The following is a 16,244-nucleotide window of genomic DNA, read 5'->3' as shown; positions in this document are numbered from 1 at the left end:
GGGGAGTGCGGATGTTCTTCGTCTACGACCCGGACGGCACGCCGATCGAGCTGGTCGAGCTGCCCGGCGGCGCGACGAGCACGGTGCAGCTGTGGCGCCCCGGGTCGTGACCCGGCCCCGCCGGCGAAGTCGCGCGATATGTTCCCCGCCCCTGTGCTCGGACGTAGGCTCACGAAGGCGATGCTGATGCGGCGGCGAGGAGGACGGACATGACGACAGGGCAGGCCCCGGCCACCTTGTGCGAGGCGTTCCAGCGCACCGCGTCGATCGACCCCGAGGCCGTTGCGCTCCGGACGCCCGGCGGCGCCCGGACGTTGACGTGGCGGGAACTTGCGGAGCAGGTGCGCAAGGTCGCCGCCGGCCTGGCCGGTCTTGGGGTCCGGCGGGGCGACACGGTGTCGCTGATGATGGCGAACCGGATCGAGTTCTACCCGTTTGAGATCGGCGCCCAACACCTTGGGGCCACATCGTTTTCGGTGTACAACACGTTGCCCGCCGAGCAGCTGACCTACCTGTTCAACAACGCCGGCACCAAGGTAGCGATCTGCGAGGAGCAGTACGTGGACCGCATTCGCGCCAGCGGTGCACCCATCGAGCACATCGTGTGCATCGACGGTTCGCCGCCCGGCGCCATCTCGGTGGACGACCTGTATGCCGCCGCGCGCACGGATTTCGACTTCCAGGCCACCTGGCGGGCGGTGCAACCCGAGGACGTCGTCACGCTCATCTACACCTCCGGGACCACCGGCAACCCCAAGGGCGTGGAGATGACGCACGCCAGCCTGCTGTTCGAGGCGCACGGGCTCGATGCCGTGCTTGGCAGCCGGTTCGGTGACCGGACCACGTCGTATCTGCCCTCGGCGCACATTGCCGACCGGATGATGGCCCTGTACCCGCTGGAGGTGTTCGGCACCCAGGTGACCGCCGTCGACGACGCGCGCGCTGTGGCGGCGGCGCTGCCCGACGTGCGGCCCACGGTCTGGGCCGCGGTGCCTCGGGTGTGGGAAAAGCTCAAGGCGGCAATCGAATTCGTCGTCGCCAGCGAGGCCGACGACGTCAAACGCCAGGCGCTGCAATGGGCGATGTCGGTGGCCGCCAGGCGCGCCGCCGCGCTGGCGGGCGGCGAGCCCGAGCCGGCCGAGCTGACCGCCGAGTGGGCCAAAGCCGATGAGCTGGTGCTGTCCAAGCTGCGCGAGCGGCTTGGGTTCGGCGAACTGCGCTGGGCCGTGTCCGGCGCCGCGCCGATCCCCAAGGAGACACTGGCGTTCTTCGCGGGGATAGGCATCCCGATCAGCGAGGTCTGGGGCATGTCGGAGCTCAGTTGCGCTGCCAGCGTGGCACATCCGGACGACACGCGGCTGGGCACCGTGGGCAAGCTGCTGCCCGGCTTGGAGGGCAGGGTCGCCGAGGACGGCGAATTTCTGGTCCGCGGTCCGCTGGTGATGAAGGGCTACCGCAAGGAACCGGCGAAGACCGCCGAGGCGATCGACGCCGACGGTTGGCTGCACACCGGCGACATCATCGAGCTCGACGCCGACGGCTACCTGCGCATCGTCGACCGCAAGAAGGAGCTGATCATCAACGCCGCCGGAAAAAACATGTCGCCGGCCAACATCGAAAACGCCATCCTGGCCGCGTGTCCCATGGTCGGGGTGATGATCGCCATCGGCGAGGGGCGGCCCTACAACACCGCGCTGATGGTCTTCGACGCCGACTCGGTCGGCCCGTATGCCGCCCAGCGCGGCCTGTCCGACGCCTCGCCGGCCGCGCTGGCGGCCGACCCGGAGGTCATCGCGCAGATCGCCGCCGGGGTGGCCGCGGGCAACGAGAAACTGTCCCGGGTGGAACAAATCAAGAGATTTCGCGTGCTGCCCACCCTGTGGGAGCCCGGCGGTGACGAGATCACGCTGACCATGAAGCTCAAGCGCAAGCCGATCATGGCGAAATACGCCGAGGAGATCGAGCAGCTCTACGCGCCCGAATTGCATCCGGACGTGCACGAGCCCGCCGAGACCGCATCGGTGCAGCCGGCATGATCGGGGGACCGGCGGGCGCGGCCCGCGAAATGGGCCGGGTGGGGCTACGAAAGCTGTTGCAGCGCACCGGCATCGTCGAGGAATCGACGTCGCCGCTGTCGACCGACCCGGCCGAGGTCGCCGATTTGCTGGGCGCGCCATGGTATGACGAGCGGCTGGGCAAGCTGGCCCACGAGCTGGGGCGCGAGCTGGACAGCGTGCGCGCCGAGGCCGCAAGCTACCTGCGCGAGATGGCGCCCTCGCTCGACGAGCGGGCGGTGAAGGCCTGGCGCAGCTTCAGTTGCTGGCTGATGCGCGCCTACGACGTGCTGACCGACGAGGACCAGATCGCCCAGCTGCGCAAGCTGGACCGCAAAGCCACACTGGCGTTTGCCTTTTCGCATCGCTCCTATCTGGATGGGCTGCTGCTGCCCGAGGTGATCCAGGCCAACCGGTTATCGCCCGCGCTCACCTTCGGCGGCGCCAACCTGAATTTCTTCCCGATGGGCGCCTGGGCCAAGCGCACCGGAACCATCTTCATCCGGCGCCAGACGAAGGACATTCCCGTCTACCGCTTCGTGTTGCGCGCGTACGCCGCGCAGCTGGTGCAAAACCACGCCAACCTGACCTGGTCCATCGAGGGCGGCCGGACCAGGACGGGCAAGCTGCGCCCGCCGGTGTTCGGGATTCTGCGCTACATCAGCGACGCCGTCGACGAAATCGACGGCCCCGAGGTGTATCTGGTGCCGACGTCGATCGTGTACGACCAGCTGCACGAGGTGGAGGCCATGACCACCGAGGCCTACGGTGCGACGAAGCGGCCCGAAGACTTCCGCTTCCTGATCCGGCTGGCGCGCCAGCAGGGTGAGCGGCTCGGCCGCGCGTACCTGGACTTCGGTGAACCACTGCCGCTGCGCAAGCGCCTCGAGGAGTTGCGCGCCTTGCAAGAGTCCGGCGCCAGCACCGAGATCGAACGCATCGCGCTGGACGTCGAACACCGGATCAACCGCGCCACGCCCGTCACCCCGACCGCGGTGGTGAGCCTCGCACTGCTGGGCGCCGACCGCTCGCTGTCCATCAGCGAGGTGCTGGCCACCGTGCGCCCGCTGGCGAGCTACATCGCGGCGCGCAACTGGAAGGTGGCCGGCGCCGCCGACCTGACCAACCGCTCGACCATCCGCTGGACCCTGCACCAGCTGGTGGCCTCCGGCGTGGTCAGCGTGTACGACGCCGGCACCGAACCGGTCTGGGGCATCGGGGCCGAACAGCACCTGGTCGCCGCCTTCTACCGCAACGCCGCCATTCACATCGTGGTCGATCGCGCGATCGCCGAGACCGCGCTGCTGGCCGCGACCGAGGACGCCGAGGGCTCGGTGGACGGGCTGGTCCAGCCGAGCGCCGTGCGCGATGAGGCGCTGAAGTTGCGCGAATTGCTGAAGTTCGAGTTTTTGTTCTCCGCGCGAGCGCAATTCGAGAAGGAGCTCGCCGACGAGGTCCGCCTGCTCGGGCGGGTGGATGACACCAGCAAGGCGGCCAGCGCGGGCGACGTGCGCGGCCTGCTGGAAAAGGCCGACGTGCTGCTGGCGCACCTCGTGCTGCGCCCGTTCCTCGACGCCTACCACATCGTCGCCGACCGGCTCGCCGACTACGACGACGAATCGTTCGACGAGGACGCGTTTCTCGCCGAATGTCTCGAGGTGGGCAAGCAGTGGGAGCTGCAACGCAGGATCGCCAGCGCCGAGTCGAGGTCGATGGAGTTGTTCAAGACCGCGCTGCGATTGGCCCGGCATCGTGAACTGGTCGACGGCGTGGCGGACCTGGATATCGCCCGGCGGCGCCGTGAGTTCGCCGAGGAGATCGCCGCGGCCGTCCGCCGGGTGAACACCATTGCGGAGCTGGCCAGGACCCAGTGATCGCTCGCTCTCGGCGGGCGGTGCGGTTCACAGACCGTTAACGTTTGGTCGCGATAGTGCGTTGGCGACGTGGATGAGGGTCGGCGGTGTTCACCAGCGGCCGGTGAAGCGAGGATGTGATGACTGAGAAATCCAGCGGGCAACCCCGCCCCCTGATCGGGTACATCACCCACGACATCGCACCGCCGATCAGCCCCGCGCCGATCGGCCGGGAGTGGATGTCGGAGATCCGCCAGGGCTGGCCGCACCGGTGTCTGCCGATGCTGATCGCCAACCAGAGCGGCTGGGAGGTGCGCAACCGCAGCGCGTTCACCGCGACCTGGATGGGCGGCAATGACCGCACCAACCTGATGATCGCGCCCGACACCCGCGACAGCGGTCAGTTCCTGCCGTCGAGCCACTTCGGCTACGGCATCCTGACCTGGCACCTGCCCATCCTGTTCCGCACCCCGCCGGGCTACAACCTGCTGGTTCGCGGACCGGCCAATCATCCGAAGGACGCCATCTCCCCGCTGGAGGGCATCGTCGAAACCGATTGGTCCAGCTCGAGTTTCAGCATGAACTGGAAATTCACCCGGGAGTTCATGCCGGTGCGATTCGAGATCGACGAGCCGATCTGCATGATCGTGCCGCAGCGCCGGGCCGAGCTGGAGGAGTTCGCGCCTGAGCTGCGGCCCATCGAATCCGACGAGGAGCTGCACCGCAAGCACGAGCACTTCCTCGGCTCGCGCGGCGCGCTGGGCCGTGAACAGGAGGCCGCGGCCGGTGCGGCCAACGAGAAGGTGCCGTGGCAGGGCGATTACACGCGCGGCCGGCACAGCGACGGCGAGCCCGGCGCGGACGACCACCAGACCCGCCGCCGACTCCGGTCGTTCGTCGCGCAGCAGCCCGAGAACGCGGACTAGCGCGAAATCACCGCGCGGGCAAGGGAATTGCCCACCGCCGCGTTGCTGATCGCCTCCGGCGCCTGCGCCGATGCGCCGGCCCACGCGATGTACCCGTCGGGACGCACCACCACGGCGGGGCCGTGGTCGGCCCGCTCGGCCTGCACCATTCCGGGCGCCTCGACCGGGGCGGCGCCGTATTCGCGGATGAAGACGTAGTTGCCACCGCGCTGCAGCTGCGTCAACCGTCCCTCGACGAGGGGGATCGCGGCGGCCCGGGTGCCGACCAGCCCGCGCCGGCCGTACCGCAACCCGGTGCCCGCGAAACTGCCGGCCACCAAGTCGTGCACGGCGGGAAGGCGAAGCAGGTTGGGCGCCAACAGGTTACGCAGCCAGATCGCGGGCCGCCGATGCAGCGTCGCGGCGCGGGCGATCATCCCCGACTGCACCAGCACCCGCTTGCCGATCGGGTGGCGTTCGCTGTGGTAGGTGTCCAGCAGCGCGTCGTCGGCCCCGCCGAGCACGGCATCGAGCTTCCAGGCCAGGTTCGCGGCGTCCTGGATGCCGGTGTTCATGCCCTGGCCGCCCATCGGGGAGTGCACGTGCGCGGCGTCGCCGGCCAGGAACACCCGGCCGTGCCGGTACTGCGCGACTTGCCTTTCGTCGCAATGGAATCGCGACTTCCAGCCGATCTGGGTCACACCGAAGTCGGTGCCCATGGCGCGGGCGAGGACGTCGACGATCTCGGCGTCGTCGACGGGCGCGTCGTCGGGCAGTTGGTGGTTGCGGTCCCACACCAGGGCGCGGTACCACGAGCCGTCCGCGTCGTGCCGGTTGTAGGGAGCCAGGAAACCCAGCACGTCACCGGTGGTGCCCACCACCAGCCCGCCGCGGGCCGGGCCGTGGGCCAGCTTGACGTCGGCCAGCATCAACGAGGTCAGCACCGTCTTGCCGGGGAAGTCGGCGCCCAGCAGCGTCCGGACGGTGCTGTGGGCGCCGTCGGCGCCGACCAGATACCGCGCCCGCCACGTCTGCCGGTGGGCGGGATCGCCGTCGCCCTTGGGTCCGGCGGTGACGGTGACGCCCGCGGCGTCCTGCGCGAGCGCGACCACCTCGACGCCGCGCCGGATGTCGGCCCCCTCGGCCACCGCGTAGCGGCGCAGCGCGGCGTCGACGTTGGTCTGCGGGGTGATCAGGACGAACGGGTAGGCCGAGTCGAGCCGGGTCAGGTCGAGGCGGGCCTTGGCGAACAGCGTCACGTCCGGTCCGCGCTGCCCGATCGCGAGCAGCTCGTCGGCCGCGCCGCGCGCGTCGAGGAGCTCCAGAGTCCGGGGCATGACGGCGAACGCGCGGCTGGTCGGGTTCTCGGCGGGCCAGCGCTCCAGCACGGTCACCGACCGCCCGGCGCGGGCCAGGTCGCCCGCGGCGGTCAGGCCGGTGGGGCCCGCGCCCACGACCAGGACGTCGACCTCGTGAACCGTGGTTGTACTCATCGGATCGCTCCTTCCGGTTGCGGGTACCAGCGACGGATGTCGCCGGGGGTGGCTTGCGCGGCGTGGTTGAAGACGAAGCGGCAACCGGGCTGGGTGGTGTGCGCGATGTTGACGATCGACTCGAACAGCAGGGTGTTGGCGGCGACCAGGCGGATCCCGGCGCCGATCAGCACGGCGTCGTAACGCTTGGCGCGCAGCCACGCGGCGGCCTTGTCGGCGCCGGCGGTGCCGAAGTCGATCAGGCAGTTGTCCACCCGGTAGCCCGCCGCGCGCAGGCCTGCGACGTTGTCGTCGTTGGCCGCCCGCAGCGCGTCCCGCGACAGGCCCGCGAACTGGGCGAACTCCGGCGACGAGTAGTCGATGACGTCGGGATCCAGCCCGACCTGGATGACGGTTACGGTCATGTCTGGGTCTCCTCGCCGAGCCGATTCAACAACTGTTGAAATCAACGTAAGCCGGGCCGCTAGCCATGTCAACAGTTGTTGAACTAGAATTTCGGCATGCCCGGTAAGACCCGCGACGGCAAGGTCACCCGCGCGACGATCCTGAGCGCCGCGCGGACCCTGTTCTCCACCCACGGCTTCGAGCGGACCACCATCCGTGCGATCGCGGCCGAGGCCGGCGTCGACCCGGCGCTCGTCATGCACTACTTCGGCAACAAGGCCGACCTGTTCGCCGCGGTCTCGCGGCTCGAGATCACCTTCCCCGACCTCACCGGCGTCGCCCCGGGACGCATCGCCGACATCCTGGTGCCGTTCCTCATCCGGGTATGGGATCCGGGCGGGCCGTTCCTGCCGCTGCTGCGCGCGGCCGCGACCAACCGGGTCGCCGCCGACGCGCTACTGGAGGTGTTCGTCGAAAAGGTCGCCCCGGCGCTGACCACCATCACCCCCGACCGGGCCGCCGAGCGGACCGCGATGGTGGGATCGCAGGTGCTGGGAATCGCCATGGCGCGCAATGTCGTTGGGGTACCCGCGCTGGTCGCGATGGACGACGCGACGCTGACCGAATGGCTGCGCCCGGTGCTGGCGCACTACCTCGCCGGCTCGACCCGCGCCTAGAGTGACTGGCATGCCGCTTACCGGAGAATACGAACCGTCGCCGTTGGATTGGTCTCGCGAGCAAGCTGACAAATACGCCGAGTCGGGGGGCGCCGAGGCCGCCGACATGAAGGGCAAGCCGATCATCCTGCTGACCACGGTCGGCGCCAAGACCGGCAAACTGCGCAAGACGCCGCTGATGCGCGTCGAGCACGACGGCCAGTACGCGGTCGTCGCCTCCTTGGGCGGGGCGCCGAAACATCCGGTCTGGTACTACAACATCAAGAAGAATCCCCGCGTCGAGCTGCAGGACGGCTCGGTGACCCGCGATTACGACGCCCGCGAGGTCTTCGGCGACGAGAAGGCGACCTGGTGGGAGCGCGCCGTGGCGGCCTGGCCCGACTACGCCGAGTACCAGACCAAGACCGACCGTCAGATCCCGGTGTTCGTGCTGACCCCGGTCGACTGAATTCCGGAGTTGGTCGGCCGCCGTGGCACCATTGATCAGTGTCCGCCGAATTGAGCCAGAGTCCGAGCGTCTCGCCGCTGTCCGCGGCTGACATCGACGGCGCGGCCAAGCGGATCGCCGCGGTGGTCACGCCGACCCCGCTGCAGTTCAGCGACCGGTTGTCGGCGATCACCGGCGCGCAGGTCTACCTCAAGCGCGAGGACCTGCAGATCGTGCGCTCCTACAAGCTGCGCGGCGCCTACAACCTGCTGGTCCAGCTGACCGAGGCGGAGCTGGCGGCTGGGGTGGTGTGTTCGTCGGCGGGCAACCACGCGCAGGGCTTCGCCTACGCGTGCCGGATGCTGCAGGTGCACGGCCGCGTCTACGTGCCGGCCAAGACGCCGATGCAGAAGCGCGACCGGATCCGCTACCACGGCGGCGACTTCATCGACCTGATCGTCGGTGGCAGCACCTACGACCTGGCCGCCGAGGCGGCCCTGGCCGACGTGGCGAGCACCGGCGCCACGTTGGTGCCGCCCTATGACGACCTGCGGACCATGGCGGGCCAGGGCACCATCGCCGCCGAACTACTCGATCAGCTCGGCGCCGAGCCGGACCTGGTGGTGGTCCCGGTGGGCGGCGGCGGCTGCATCGCCGGCATCACCACCTACCTCGCCGAGCGGACGCGCAACACCTCGGTGCTGGGCGTCGAGCCGGCCGGCGCCGCGGCGATGATGGCCGCGCTGTCGGCCGGGGAGCCGGTGACGCTGGAAGACGTCGACCAGTTCGTCGACGGCGCCGCGGTGCGGCGGGCCGGTGACCTGACCTACGCCGCGCTGGCGGCCGCCGGCGACATGGTCTCGATCACCGCGGTCGACGAGGGCGCGGTGTGCACCGCGATGCTCGACCTCTACCAGAACGAGGGCATCATCGCCGAGCCGGCGGGCGCGCTGTCGGTCACCGGATTGCTCGACGCCGACATCGAGCCCGGTTCGACGGTGGTGTGCCTGATCTCGGGCGGCAACAACGACGTGTCGCGGTACGGCGAAGTGCTCGAACGCTCGCTGGTGCACCTCGGCCTCAAGCACTACTTCCTGGTGGACTTCCCCCAGGAGCCCGGCGCGCTGCGCCGCTTCCTGGACACCGTGCTCGGACCGAACGACGACATCACCCTGTTCGAGTACGTCAAGCGCAACAACCGGGAGACCGGCGAGGCGCTGGTCGGCATCCAGCTGGGGTCCTCCGCCGACCTGGACGGCCTGCTGGCCCGGATGCGTGCGACCGAGTTGCACGTCGAGACCCTGAAACCCGGCTCGCCGGCCTACCGCTACCTGCTGCTTTAGCGGCCGGGGCCGCGATAGATGCGCCCGCCATATGGACCCGGCACCAGCGGTTTCGGCCCGGTCAGCGCCGGATTGGTGGCGTGTCTCGTCCTGCTGGTGTGGGCGGCGATATGGATCGCTCGGCGCGGGCCCCTGCTAATCGCGTTGTGGGACAAGGTGTCCCACAACGCCGTGATCGGTGAGACGCTGACCTGGCTGCGCGACCGGATCGGCGCCAGGGAACGGGCGCTGGCGCGCCGGTTGCGGGTGAGCGAGGTCGCCGGGTTGGCGTTGACCCTCGGGCTGCTCGTCGTCGTGGCGCTGGCGGTCGGCTTCACCGAGGTGCTCGACGACGTGCTCGAGGGCGACGGCATCGCCGGATTCGACCAACCGACGACGCGGTGGCTCGCCACCCACCGGGATCTGTGGCTGACCACCGCCCTGAGGGTGGTGACCGGCGCGGGGAGTCCGCTTTTCCTGGCCGCGGTCGCCTTGCCGATCTCGGTGGTCGCCGGTTGGCGGTGCCGGTCGTGGCGGCCCGTGGTGCTGGCACTGGTTGCCGGTGTGGGCATCCCCCTGGTGCTGTTCACGGCGAAGGTCTTGGTGGGCCGGCAACGCCCGGCCCTGCCGTTCGCCCTGGTCGACGCGGACGGCTATTCGTTTCCGTCCGGGCACGCGACCGGCACCGCCGCGAGCATGGTCATCTCCGCGTGGCTGCTGACCCGCTGGCTCGTCTCGTGGTGGACCGGGCGGGTGATCGTCTGGGCGATGGCCACCGCCGTGACGTTCGTGGTCGGATTTTCCCGCGTTTATCTGGGGGTCCACTACGTCAGCGATGTGCTGTCGGGCTGGCTGCTGGGGATGGCCTGGGCCGGCACCGTCATGCTCGTCGGCTCCTGGTGGGACGACACCCGACGGGCACGCGGCTCAGCGTCGGTCACCCCGTAAGTACGCCGGCACGGCGGTGCCCGGAGTCAGGTCGCCGGCCGGCACGGGCGGCCCGGCCGTCAGGCTCAGCGGCAGCACGCCCGCCCAATGGGGCAGCGACAGGTCCTGCGGATCGTCGGCCGGCGGGCCGCTGCGCACCTTCGCCGACACCTCGACGAGGTCGAGGGCGAGCACCCCGGTCGCGGCGAGCTCGCGCGCATCTGGGGCTCGGCAGTCGGCGGCGCGCCCCGGCGCGATGTGATCCAGCAGGCCGCCCAGCGCCCGCGACTTCTCCGCCGGATCGTCCACCACGCGCGCATCGCCCAGCACCACCACCGAGCGGAAATTCACCGAGTGGTGCATGGCCGAGCGGGCCAGCACCAGACCGTCGACCAGGGTCGCGGTGACGCAGACCGGCAGGCCCGACCCCGCGGCTTCGGCCGCCTTCGCCGCCAGCACCGGGCCGCCGCCGGACGAACCGTGCAGGTAGAGCGTTTCGTCGAGCCGGGCGTGCGTGGTGGGCAAGACCACCGGTCGACCGGCGCTCAGGTAGCCCAGGTGGCAGATCAGCGCCTCGTCCAGGATGGCGTGCACCGTGGGCCGGTCGTAGTGCGCCCGCTCCCGGTAGCGGGTCGGCGTGGTGCGTGCGGTCGGTTGGTATGCGGTGTCCACGGCGTTGCCCTCAGATTTGTTCTAGTACATAATATATTGCGTGCCAGTACAAAACAGCATAACCGGAACCGGCGCGGAGTCCATAGCCGCCAGCGTCGAGGCGGCGATATCGGGCGGCGCTTTGGCGCCCGGCGACGCGCTACCGCCGGTGCGGGAGCTGGCCACCCAGCTCGGCGTCAACGCCAACACCGCCGCCGCCGCCTACCGCCTGCTGCGTCAGCGCGGTGCCGTCGAGACCGCCGGCCGGCGCGGCACCCGCGTGCGCCATCGCCCGGCGACCACCCCGCGCTCGCTGCTCGGGCTGGACGTGCCCGCCGGCGTGCGCGACCTGTCCACCGGAAATCCGCACCCCGCCCTGTTGCCCATCGCGGGCGCGTCGCCGCCCGGCCCGGACGCGAAGCCACCGGTGCTCTACGGCGAGCCGGCCGTCTCGGCGGCGCTGGGGGAGTTCGCCCGCCGCGCGCTGTCCGCCGACGGGGTCCCCGCCGACCACCTGGCGGTGACCAGCGGCGCGCTGGATGGCATCGAACGCGCGCTCACCGCGCACCTGCGGCCCGGCGATCGCGTGGCCGTCGAGGATCCGGGCTGGGCCAACCTTCTCGATCTGCTTGCCGCACTGGGTCTTTCGGCAGAACCGGTGCGGGTCGACGACGACGGCCCGCTGCCCGACGATTTGGCCCGCGCGCTGGGTGGCGGGGTGCGCGCGCTGGTGCTCACCAACCGCGCCCAAAACCCCACGGGAGCCGCGTTTTCCGCCGATCGTGCCGCTGCGCTGGGCGCGCTGTTGGCGCGGCGAGCCGACGACCTGCTGGTGGTGGAAGACGACCACTGCGCCGGCATCTCCGGCGCACCGCTGCACACCCTGGCCGGCCGCACCGCGCACTGGGCGTTCGTCCGCTCGGCGTCCAAGGCCTACGGCCCCGACCTGCGGGTGGCCGTGCTTGCCGGCGACCGTCGCACCGTCGAGCGGGTGCACGGCCGGTTGCGGCTCGGGCCGGGCTGGGTGAGCCACATCCTGCAGCGGCTGGCCGTCGACTTGTGGTCCGACCCGGCGGCGGCGCAGCTGGTGGCGACCGCCGAGCGGGACTACGCCCAAAGCCGAACCCGCCTTTGCGATGCCCTGGCCGAGCGCGGCGTCGAGGCGCACGGGCGCTCCGGGCTCAACGTGTGGGTGCCGGTTCCCGACGAGGCGGTCGCCGTGTCGCGCCTGCTCGCCGCGGGCTGGGCGGCCGCACCGGGCAGCCGGTTCCGGATGCACACGCCGGCGGGCATCCGCATCACGATCTCCGGGCTGACCGCCGACGAGATCGATCCGCTCGCCGACGCGGTCGCCCGGGCGGTGCGCCCGGCCGGCCGGGCCATCGTGTAGCCGCCGCTCAGGCGCCCTCGTCGTCGTTGGCGCCTGGTCCGGGACCGCTCCACAACAGCTCAATGCCGGGATGCGGCGGCATGTCATGGCGCACGGCGTTCCGGCCCGACGGCGGATTTGGGGCGCGGCGGCTCGGCTTGCGCCGGCAGATGCGTCGCAGTGGGTGGCCGAATTCAGATTGACTCATGGCGGCATCATCGGGGGTCAGCCCACCCGGCCGCTATTCAGTTGTCCACAGCCCGTTCACGTCGAGAGAATCGCGATGAAGAATCTGCGAGGATTCCGGCGGCTTTAGCAACTTCGCCGTATGCGGCCGCCAGGCTCGACAACGTCGAATGAGCGTTGCGGCCACTTGGGTTGGGAACCACCCACAGTTCGGTTGCGTCATACGGCGACGCTTGCTTGCCCGCCTCGGCGCGGCGCTGACCGAAAGCGTCTCGGTATGCGGTGATCCCGAGGACTGCGACGACACGCGGGACGAACTTTTCAACCATCCGGTCCAGTTTCCGCCTGCCGTTGATCAGTTCGGCGGCGGTGAGCTCGTCGGCGCCCGCGGTCGCCCTGTCGACCAGGTTGGTAATGCCGATCCCGCGCCGCACCAGGTATTTCCAGTCGTCCGGCGCAAACCCTGACGAGGCGTCGATCAAGTGATCGGTGATGCCGGCGCGGTACAACGCCGGCCAGAACCGATTGCCGCGCGGCGCGAAATGTGCTTGTACGGCAGCGGTTCGCAGGCCGGGATTAATGCCCACGAACAGCAGTCGGACCTGCTCGGAGATCAGGTCGGGCACGGTGCTGCCGTGGAATCGCTTCAGTTCCTCCCGGGTGAAGCGGAGCTCATCCATGGTCGGACGAAGCGCGCTCAGCCGGAGCCACCCGTGCTCCGCAATATCGCGAATGAATGCCCAGGCAGCTCGGTGCTGTCGGGATGAACCGCCGGCTCGTCCCAGGCCAGCACCAGCTCACCGGTGACCGGGACGCGCACCTGCTCGGCGCCCAGGTTGCACACGATGCGCAACCGTCCGCGCGCGACGACGATCCAGCCTTGGTCCTCGTCGTAGTCGACGGTCAGGTTCTCCAGCCAGGGGTCGGCGAGGTCGGGATCCTCGCGCCGCAACGCGATCAGGTCGCGGTAGAGGCGGTGCAGCCGGGCGTGCTCGCCGGTGTCGACCTCGGCCCAATCCAGCTTGGAGTCGGCGAACGTCTGCGGGTCCTGCGGGTCGGGAATCTCGTCGGCGTCCCAGCCGTGTTCGGCGAACTCGGCCTTGCGTCCCTCGGCGGTGGCCTTCGCCAGTTCCGGCTCGGGGTGCGAGCTGAAGAACTGGAACGGGGTCGACGCCGCATATTCCTCACCCATGAAAAGCATGGTGGTGTAAGGAGATCCGAGGACGAGCGCGGCCTTGATCGCCAGCTGGCCGCCGGTCAGGTTCTGCGACGGCCGATCGCCCAGGGCCCGGTTGCCGACCTGATCGTGCGTGCAGGTGTAGGCGACCAGGCGGGTGGCCGGGATGCCGGATTCCGCGCTGGTGTCCAGCGGCCGGCCGTGCCGGCGACGGCGGAACGACGAATAGGTGGCGGCGTGAAAGAAGCCGTGGCGCAACGTCTGGGCCAGGGTGGCCAGGCTGCCGAAGTCGGCGTAGTAGCCCTGGCGCTCGCCGGAAACCGCGGTGTGGATCGCGTGATGAATGTCGTCGGCCCACTGCCCGGTCAGGCCGTAGCCGCCACGCTCGCGCGGGGTGATCAGCCGTGGATCGTTCAGGTCGCTCTCGGCGATCAGCGACAGCGGACGCCCCAATTGCTGGGCCAGCCAATCCGTTTCGGTCGCGAGCTCCTCGAGGATATGGATCGCGGTGGTGTCCACCAGCGCGTGGACGGCGTCCAGGCGCAGGCCGTCGGCATGGAAGTCGCGCATCCAGCGCAGCGCGCAGCCGATGATGTAGCGGCGCACCTCGTCGGAGTCGGCGTCGGCGATGTTGATACCCTCGCCCCACGGGTTACTCGCCGACGACAGGTAGGGCCCATAGCGCGGCAGATAATTGCCCGACGGGCCGAGGTGGTTGAACACCGCGTCGATCAACACCCCCAGCCCCTTGGCGTGGCAGGCGTCGATGAAGCGCACCAGCCCGTCGGGGCCGCCGTAGGGTTCGTGCACGCTGTACCACAGCACGCCGTCGTATCCCCAACCATGCGTGCCGGCAAAGGAATTCACCGGCATCAGCTCGACGAAGTCCACGCCGAGCTCGACCAGGTAGTCCAGCTTGTCGATGGCCGAGTCGAAGGTGCCCGCCTCGGTGAACGTGCCGAGGTGCATCTCGTAGATCACCGCGCCCTCGACCGGGCGGCCCGCCCACGCGGTATCGGTCCACGCGGCGGCGGCCGGATCCCACAACTGCGAGCGGGCGTGCACGCCCTCGGGCTGGCGCGGTGAGCGCGGGTCGGGCAGCACGGTGGGGTCGTCGTCGAGCAGGTAGCCGTAGCGGGCGTCCGGCGCGGTGTCCACGCTTGCATGCCACCAACCGTCGGCCGAGCGCGTCATGGCGTGCGTCTGGCCGTCGACGTCGAGACGAACCAGCGCGGGCTTGGGCGCCCAGACCCGGAAGTCAGTCGTCTGCAATTCAGTCATGGTGGCGCTCCAACAGCACGACGGGCAGGTCGGCGAACAATTGTGCCGCCGAGGTGGGGCCGTCGGCGATCACGCCGGTGAGCGCGTCCTTCCAGGTTCCGTCCGGCAGCGGCACAACCGTATTGCCCCAGCCGCTTTCGGCCAGCCGCACGGTCCAGCGGGTCACCGCCACCACGATGTCCTCGCCGCGGCGAAACGCCAGCACGTGGTCGCTGGCCTCGCCGTTGGCCAGGATCGGGACGTACTCGCCGTGCAGGAAGGTGTCCGCGTGCTGGCGGCGCACACGCAGCGCCGTGGTGACGACCCGGATTTTCGGATGTTTCAAGTCCTGCAGGGCGGCGCGCCGGGCCGAGTAGTCCACGGCCCGGCGGTTGTCCGGGTCTACCAGGCTGTCGTCCCACAGCTCGGTTCCCTGGTACACGTCGGGAATCCCGGGCACGGTCAGCGCCAGCAGCTTCTGGGCCAGCGCGTCGCTGGCGGCATGCGGATTGAGTTGGGCGACAAGCTCGGTCAGCTGGCCGGCCACCGGACCGTCGAGCACGCTGTCCAGCCACCGGTGCACCGCGTCCTCGAATTCGGCGTCCGGGTCGTTCCACGAGGTATGCCAGGACGCCTCGCGGATGGCCTTCTCGGCGTAGGCATGCAGTCGCTCGCGCAGCTCGGCGGTGACCTCGCCGCTGACCGGCCATACGCCGAAGATGTTCTGCCACAGGAACTGTCCGGTCGCCGGATCGGGGGAGGGGGCGCGTTTCTCCCAGCGGGTAAGGAACTCGGTCCACAGCGACGGCACCTGCGACAGCACCGAGATCCGGGCCCGCACGTCCTCGCCGCGCTTGGTGTCGTGCGTGGTGAGCGTCGTCATGGTCTGCGGCCACAACCGCGCGCGGGTGGCGGCGTTGTGGTGAAACTCGGCGGCACCGACACCGAAGCGGTGCGGCTCGCCGCCCACCTCGTTCAGCGAGACCAGCCGGGCGTCGCGGTAGAACAGGCAGTCCTCGACGGCCTTGGCGGTGACGGCCCCGCAGAGCTGCTGCAGGCGGGTGGCCGGTTCCCCGCCGCGGGCCAGCGCCGCGGCCAGCACCTGCAGTGCGGGCCCCAATTCCGGTGCGGCCGCTTGGGTTTCGGCCAGCGCGGTAGGCAGCAGCGCGACCAGGCCGGGGTAGTCGCTGCGGTAGACCCCGATGTGGGTGAGCAGCGCGGCCACCGCCTCGGGCAACCGCGGGTGGTCGACGCCGGCCGCGGCCGCGATACTGCGACGCAGCCGGCGCAGTTCGCTTGCCAAGGTTTCGGTGGCCGAACGGATCTTGAGGTCCACCAGCATGTCCGGCATCGCCCCGTAGTCCACCCCGGCGGATTCCACCAGCGCGGTCAGCGCGGGGGCGCCGTCCGGATCCACCAGCACACCGCCGATTTCGCGCAACACGTCATAACCGGTGGTGCCGCCGACCGGCAGGGTGGGCTCGAGCGCCTCGTCGACGGCCAGGATCTTCTCGATCACGATCCAGGCTTGCGGGCCGGTCAGTTCGCGCAGCCACGCC

15 protein-coding genes and 1 pseudogene are annotated in these 16,244 nt (G+C 70.1%); 9 read left to right on the top strand and 7 right to left on the bottom strand.

What is annotated here, in order from left to right; all coding sequences use genetic code 11:
* The 4 genes and pseudogenes from A9W96_RS26250 to A9W96_RS26235 form a co-directional block, all read left to right on the top strand.
* Positions 1–110, top strand: a pseudogene (locus A9W96_RS26250) (extradiol dioxygenase); the annotation flags it as partial.
* Between the two features lie 99 nt (positions 111–209).
* Positions 210–2,036, top strand: a complete 1,827-nt coding sequence (gene fadD11 / locus A9W96_RS26245; protein WP_067144212.1) for a fatty acid--CoA ligase FadD11 — start codon at positions 210–212, stop codon at positions 2,034–2,036.
* A complete protein-coding gene (locus A9W96_RS26240; RefSeq protein WP_067144210.1) occupies positions 2,033–3,928 on the top strand; it encodes a lysophospholipid acyltransferase in 1,896 nt (631 codons plus the stop codon). Before fadD11 ends, A9W96_RS26240 begins: the two co-directional genes overlap by 4 nt.
* Before the next feature lie 119 nt (positions 3,929–4,047).
* Positions 4,048–4,833: a DUF6065 family protein gene (locus A9W96_RS26235; protein ID WP_067144208.1), complete on the top strand. Its 786-nt coding sequence runs from the start codon at positions 4,048–4,050 to the stop codon at positions 4,831–4,833.
* On the opposite strand, the gene A9W96_RS26230 is transcribed toward A9W96_RS26235, so the two are convergent.
* Positions 4,830–6,305 (bottom strand): FAD-dependent oxidoreductase, encoded by a 1,476-nt coding sequence (locus A9W96_RS26230; RefSeq protein WP_067144206.1) that lies wholly within the window; start codon positions 6,303–6,305, stop codon positions 4,830–4,832. The two genes, A9W96_RS26235 and A9W96_RS26230, sit on opposite strands and share 4 nt — an antisense overlap.
* Positions 6,302–6,709, bottom strand: a complete 408-nt coding sequence (locus A9W96_RS26225) for a hypothetical protein (protein WP_066864214.1) — start codon at positions 6,707–6,709, stop codon at positions 6,302–6,304. The genes A9W96_RS26230 and A9W96_RS26225 overlap by 4 nt, the downstream gene beginning before the upstream one ends.
* A 96-nt stretch (positions 6,710–6,805) precedes the next feature.
* Between A9W96_RS26225 and A9W96_RS26220 the strand changes: the two genes are divergently transcribed.
* The 4 genes from A9W96_RS26220 to A9W96_RS26205 are packed head-to-tail and all read left to right on the top strand — an operon-like array spanning position 6,806 to position 10,063.
* Positions 6,806–7,366, top strand: coding sequence for a TetR family transcriptional regulator (locus A9W96_RS26220; protein ID WP_067144204.1), 561 nt, complete (start codon positions 6,806–6,808; stop codon positions 7,364–7,366).
* Between the two features lie 10 nt (positions 7,367–7,376).
* Positions 7,377–7,814, top strand: a complete 438-nt coding sequence (locus tag A9W96_RS26215; protein WP_066878280.1) for a nitroreductase family deazaflavin-dependent oxidoreductase — start codon at positions 7,377–7,379, stop codon at positions 7,812–7,814.
* A gap of 38 nt (positions 7,815–7,852) precedes the next feature.
* Entirely contained in the window at positions 7,853–9,136 is a 1,284-nt protein-coding gene (ilvA, locus tag A9W96_RS26210; protein ID WP_066864209.1) for a threonine ammonia-lyase, read from the top strand.
* A gap of 18 nt (positions 9,137–9,154) precedes the next feature.
* A complete protein-coding gene (locus tag A9W96_RS26205) occupies positions 9,155–10,063 on the top strand; it encodes a phosphatase PAP2 family protein (RefSeq protein WP_067144202.1) in 909 nt (302 codons plus the stop codon).
* Here A9W96_RS26205 and A9W96_RS26200 read toward each other — a convergent pair.
* The gene (locus A9W96_RS26200; RefSeq protein WP_066864201.1) at positions 10,043–10,714 is read right to left on the bottom strand and encodes a pyridoxamine 5'-phosphate oxidase family protein; all 672 of its coding nucleotides are present in this window, start codon (positions 10,712–10,714) and stop codon (positions 10,043–10,045) included. The two genes, A9W96_RS26205 and A9W96_RS26200, sit on opposite strands and share 21 nt — an antisense overlap.
* Positions 10,715–10,754: 40 nt before the next feature.
* Here A9W96_RS26200 and A9W96_RS26195 point away from each other — a divergent pair, with 40 nt between their 5' ends.
* Positions 10,755–12,083 carry an aminotransferase class I/II-fold pyridoxal phosphate-dependent enzyme gene (locus A9W96_RS26195; protein ID WP_067144200.1) on the top strand — a complete coding sequence of 443 codons (1,329 nt, stop codon included), beginning with the start codon at positions 10,755–10,757 and terminating at the stop codon, positions 12,081–12,083.
* Between the two features lie 7 nt (positions 12,084–12,090).
* On the opposite strand, the gene A9W96_RS30905 is transcribed toward A9W96_RS26195, so the two are convergent.
* The 4 genes from A9W96_RS30905 to treY all read right to left on the bottom strand — a co-directional run.
* Positions 12,091–12,270, bottom strand: a complete 180-nt coding sequence (locus A9W96_RS30905) for a hypothetical protein (RefSeq protein WP_066878254.1) — start codon at positions 12,268–12,270, stop codon at positions 12,091–12,093.
* A gap of 37 nt (positions 12,271–12,307) precedes the next feature.
* Positions 12,308–12,928, bottom strand: a complete 621-nt coding sequence (locus A9W96_RS26190) for a mismatch-specific DNA-glycosylase (RefSeq protein WP_067144198.1) — start codon at positions 12,926–12,928, stop codon at positions 12,308–12,310.
* 17 nt (positions 12,929–12,945) lie between these two features.
* Entirely contained in the window at positions 12,946–14,706 is a 1,761-nt protein-coding gene (gene treZ, locus A9W96_RS26185) for a malto-oligosyltrehalose trehalohydrolase (RefSeq protein WP_067144196.1), read from the bottom strand.
* On the bottom strand, positions 14,699–16,244 hold a 1,546-nt coding region (gene treY, locus A9W96_RS26180), incomplete at its 5' end, for a malto-oligosyltrehalose synthase (RefSeq protein WP_067144194.1). The genes treZ and treY, both read right to left, overlap by 8 nt.

This window comes from Mycobacterium sp. 1245852.3 (assembly GCF_001669335.1).
GTDB classification, from domain to species: domain Bacteria; phylum Actinomycetota; class Actinomycetes; order Mycobacteriales; family Mycobacteriaceae; genus Mycobacterium; species Mycobacterium europaeum_A.
Note: the sequence above shows the minus strand (reverse complement) of the source record. Positions and strands in the feature narration are given on the sequence as shown.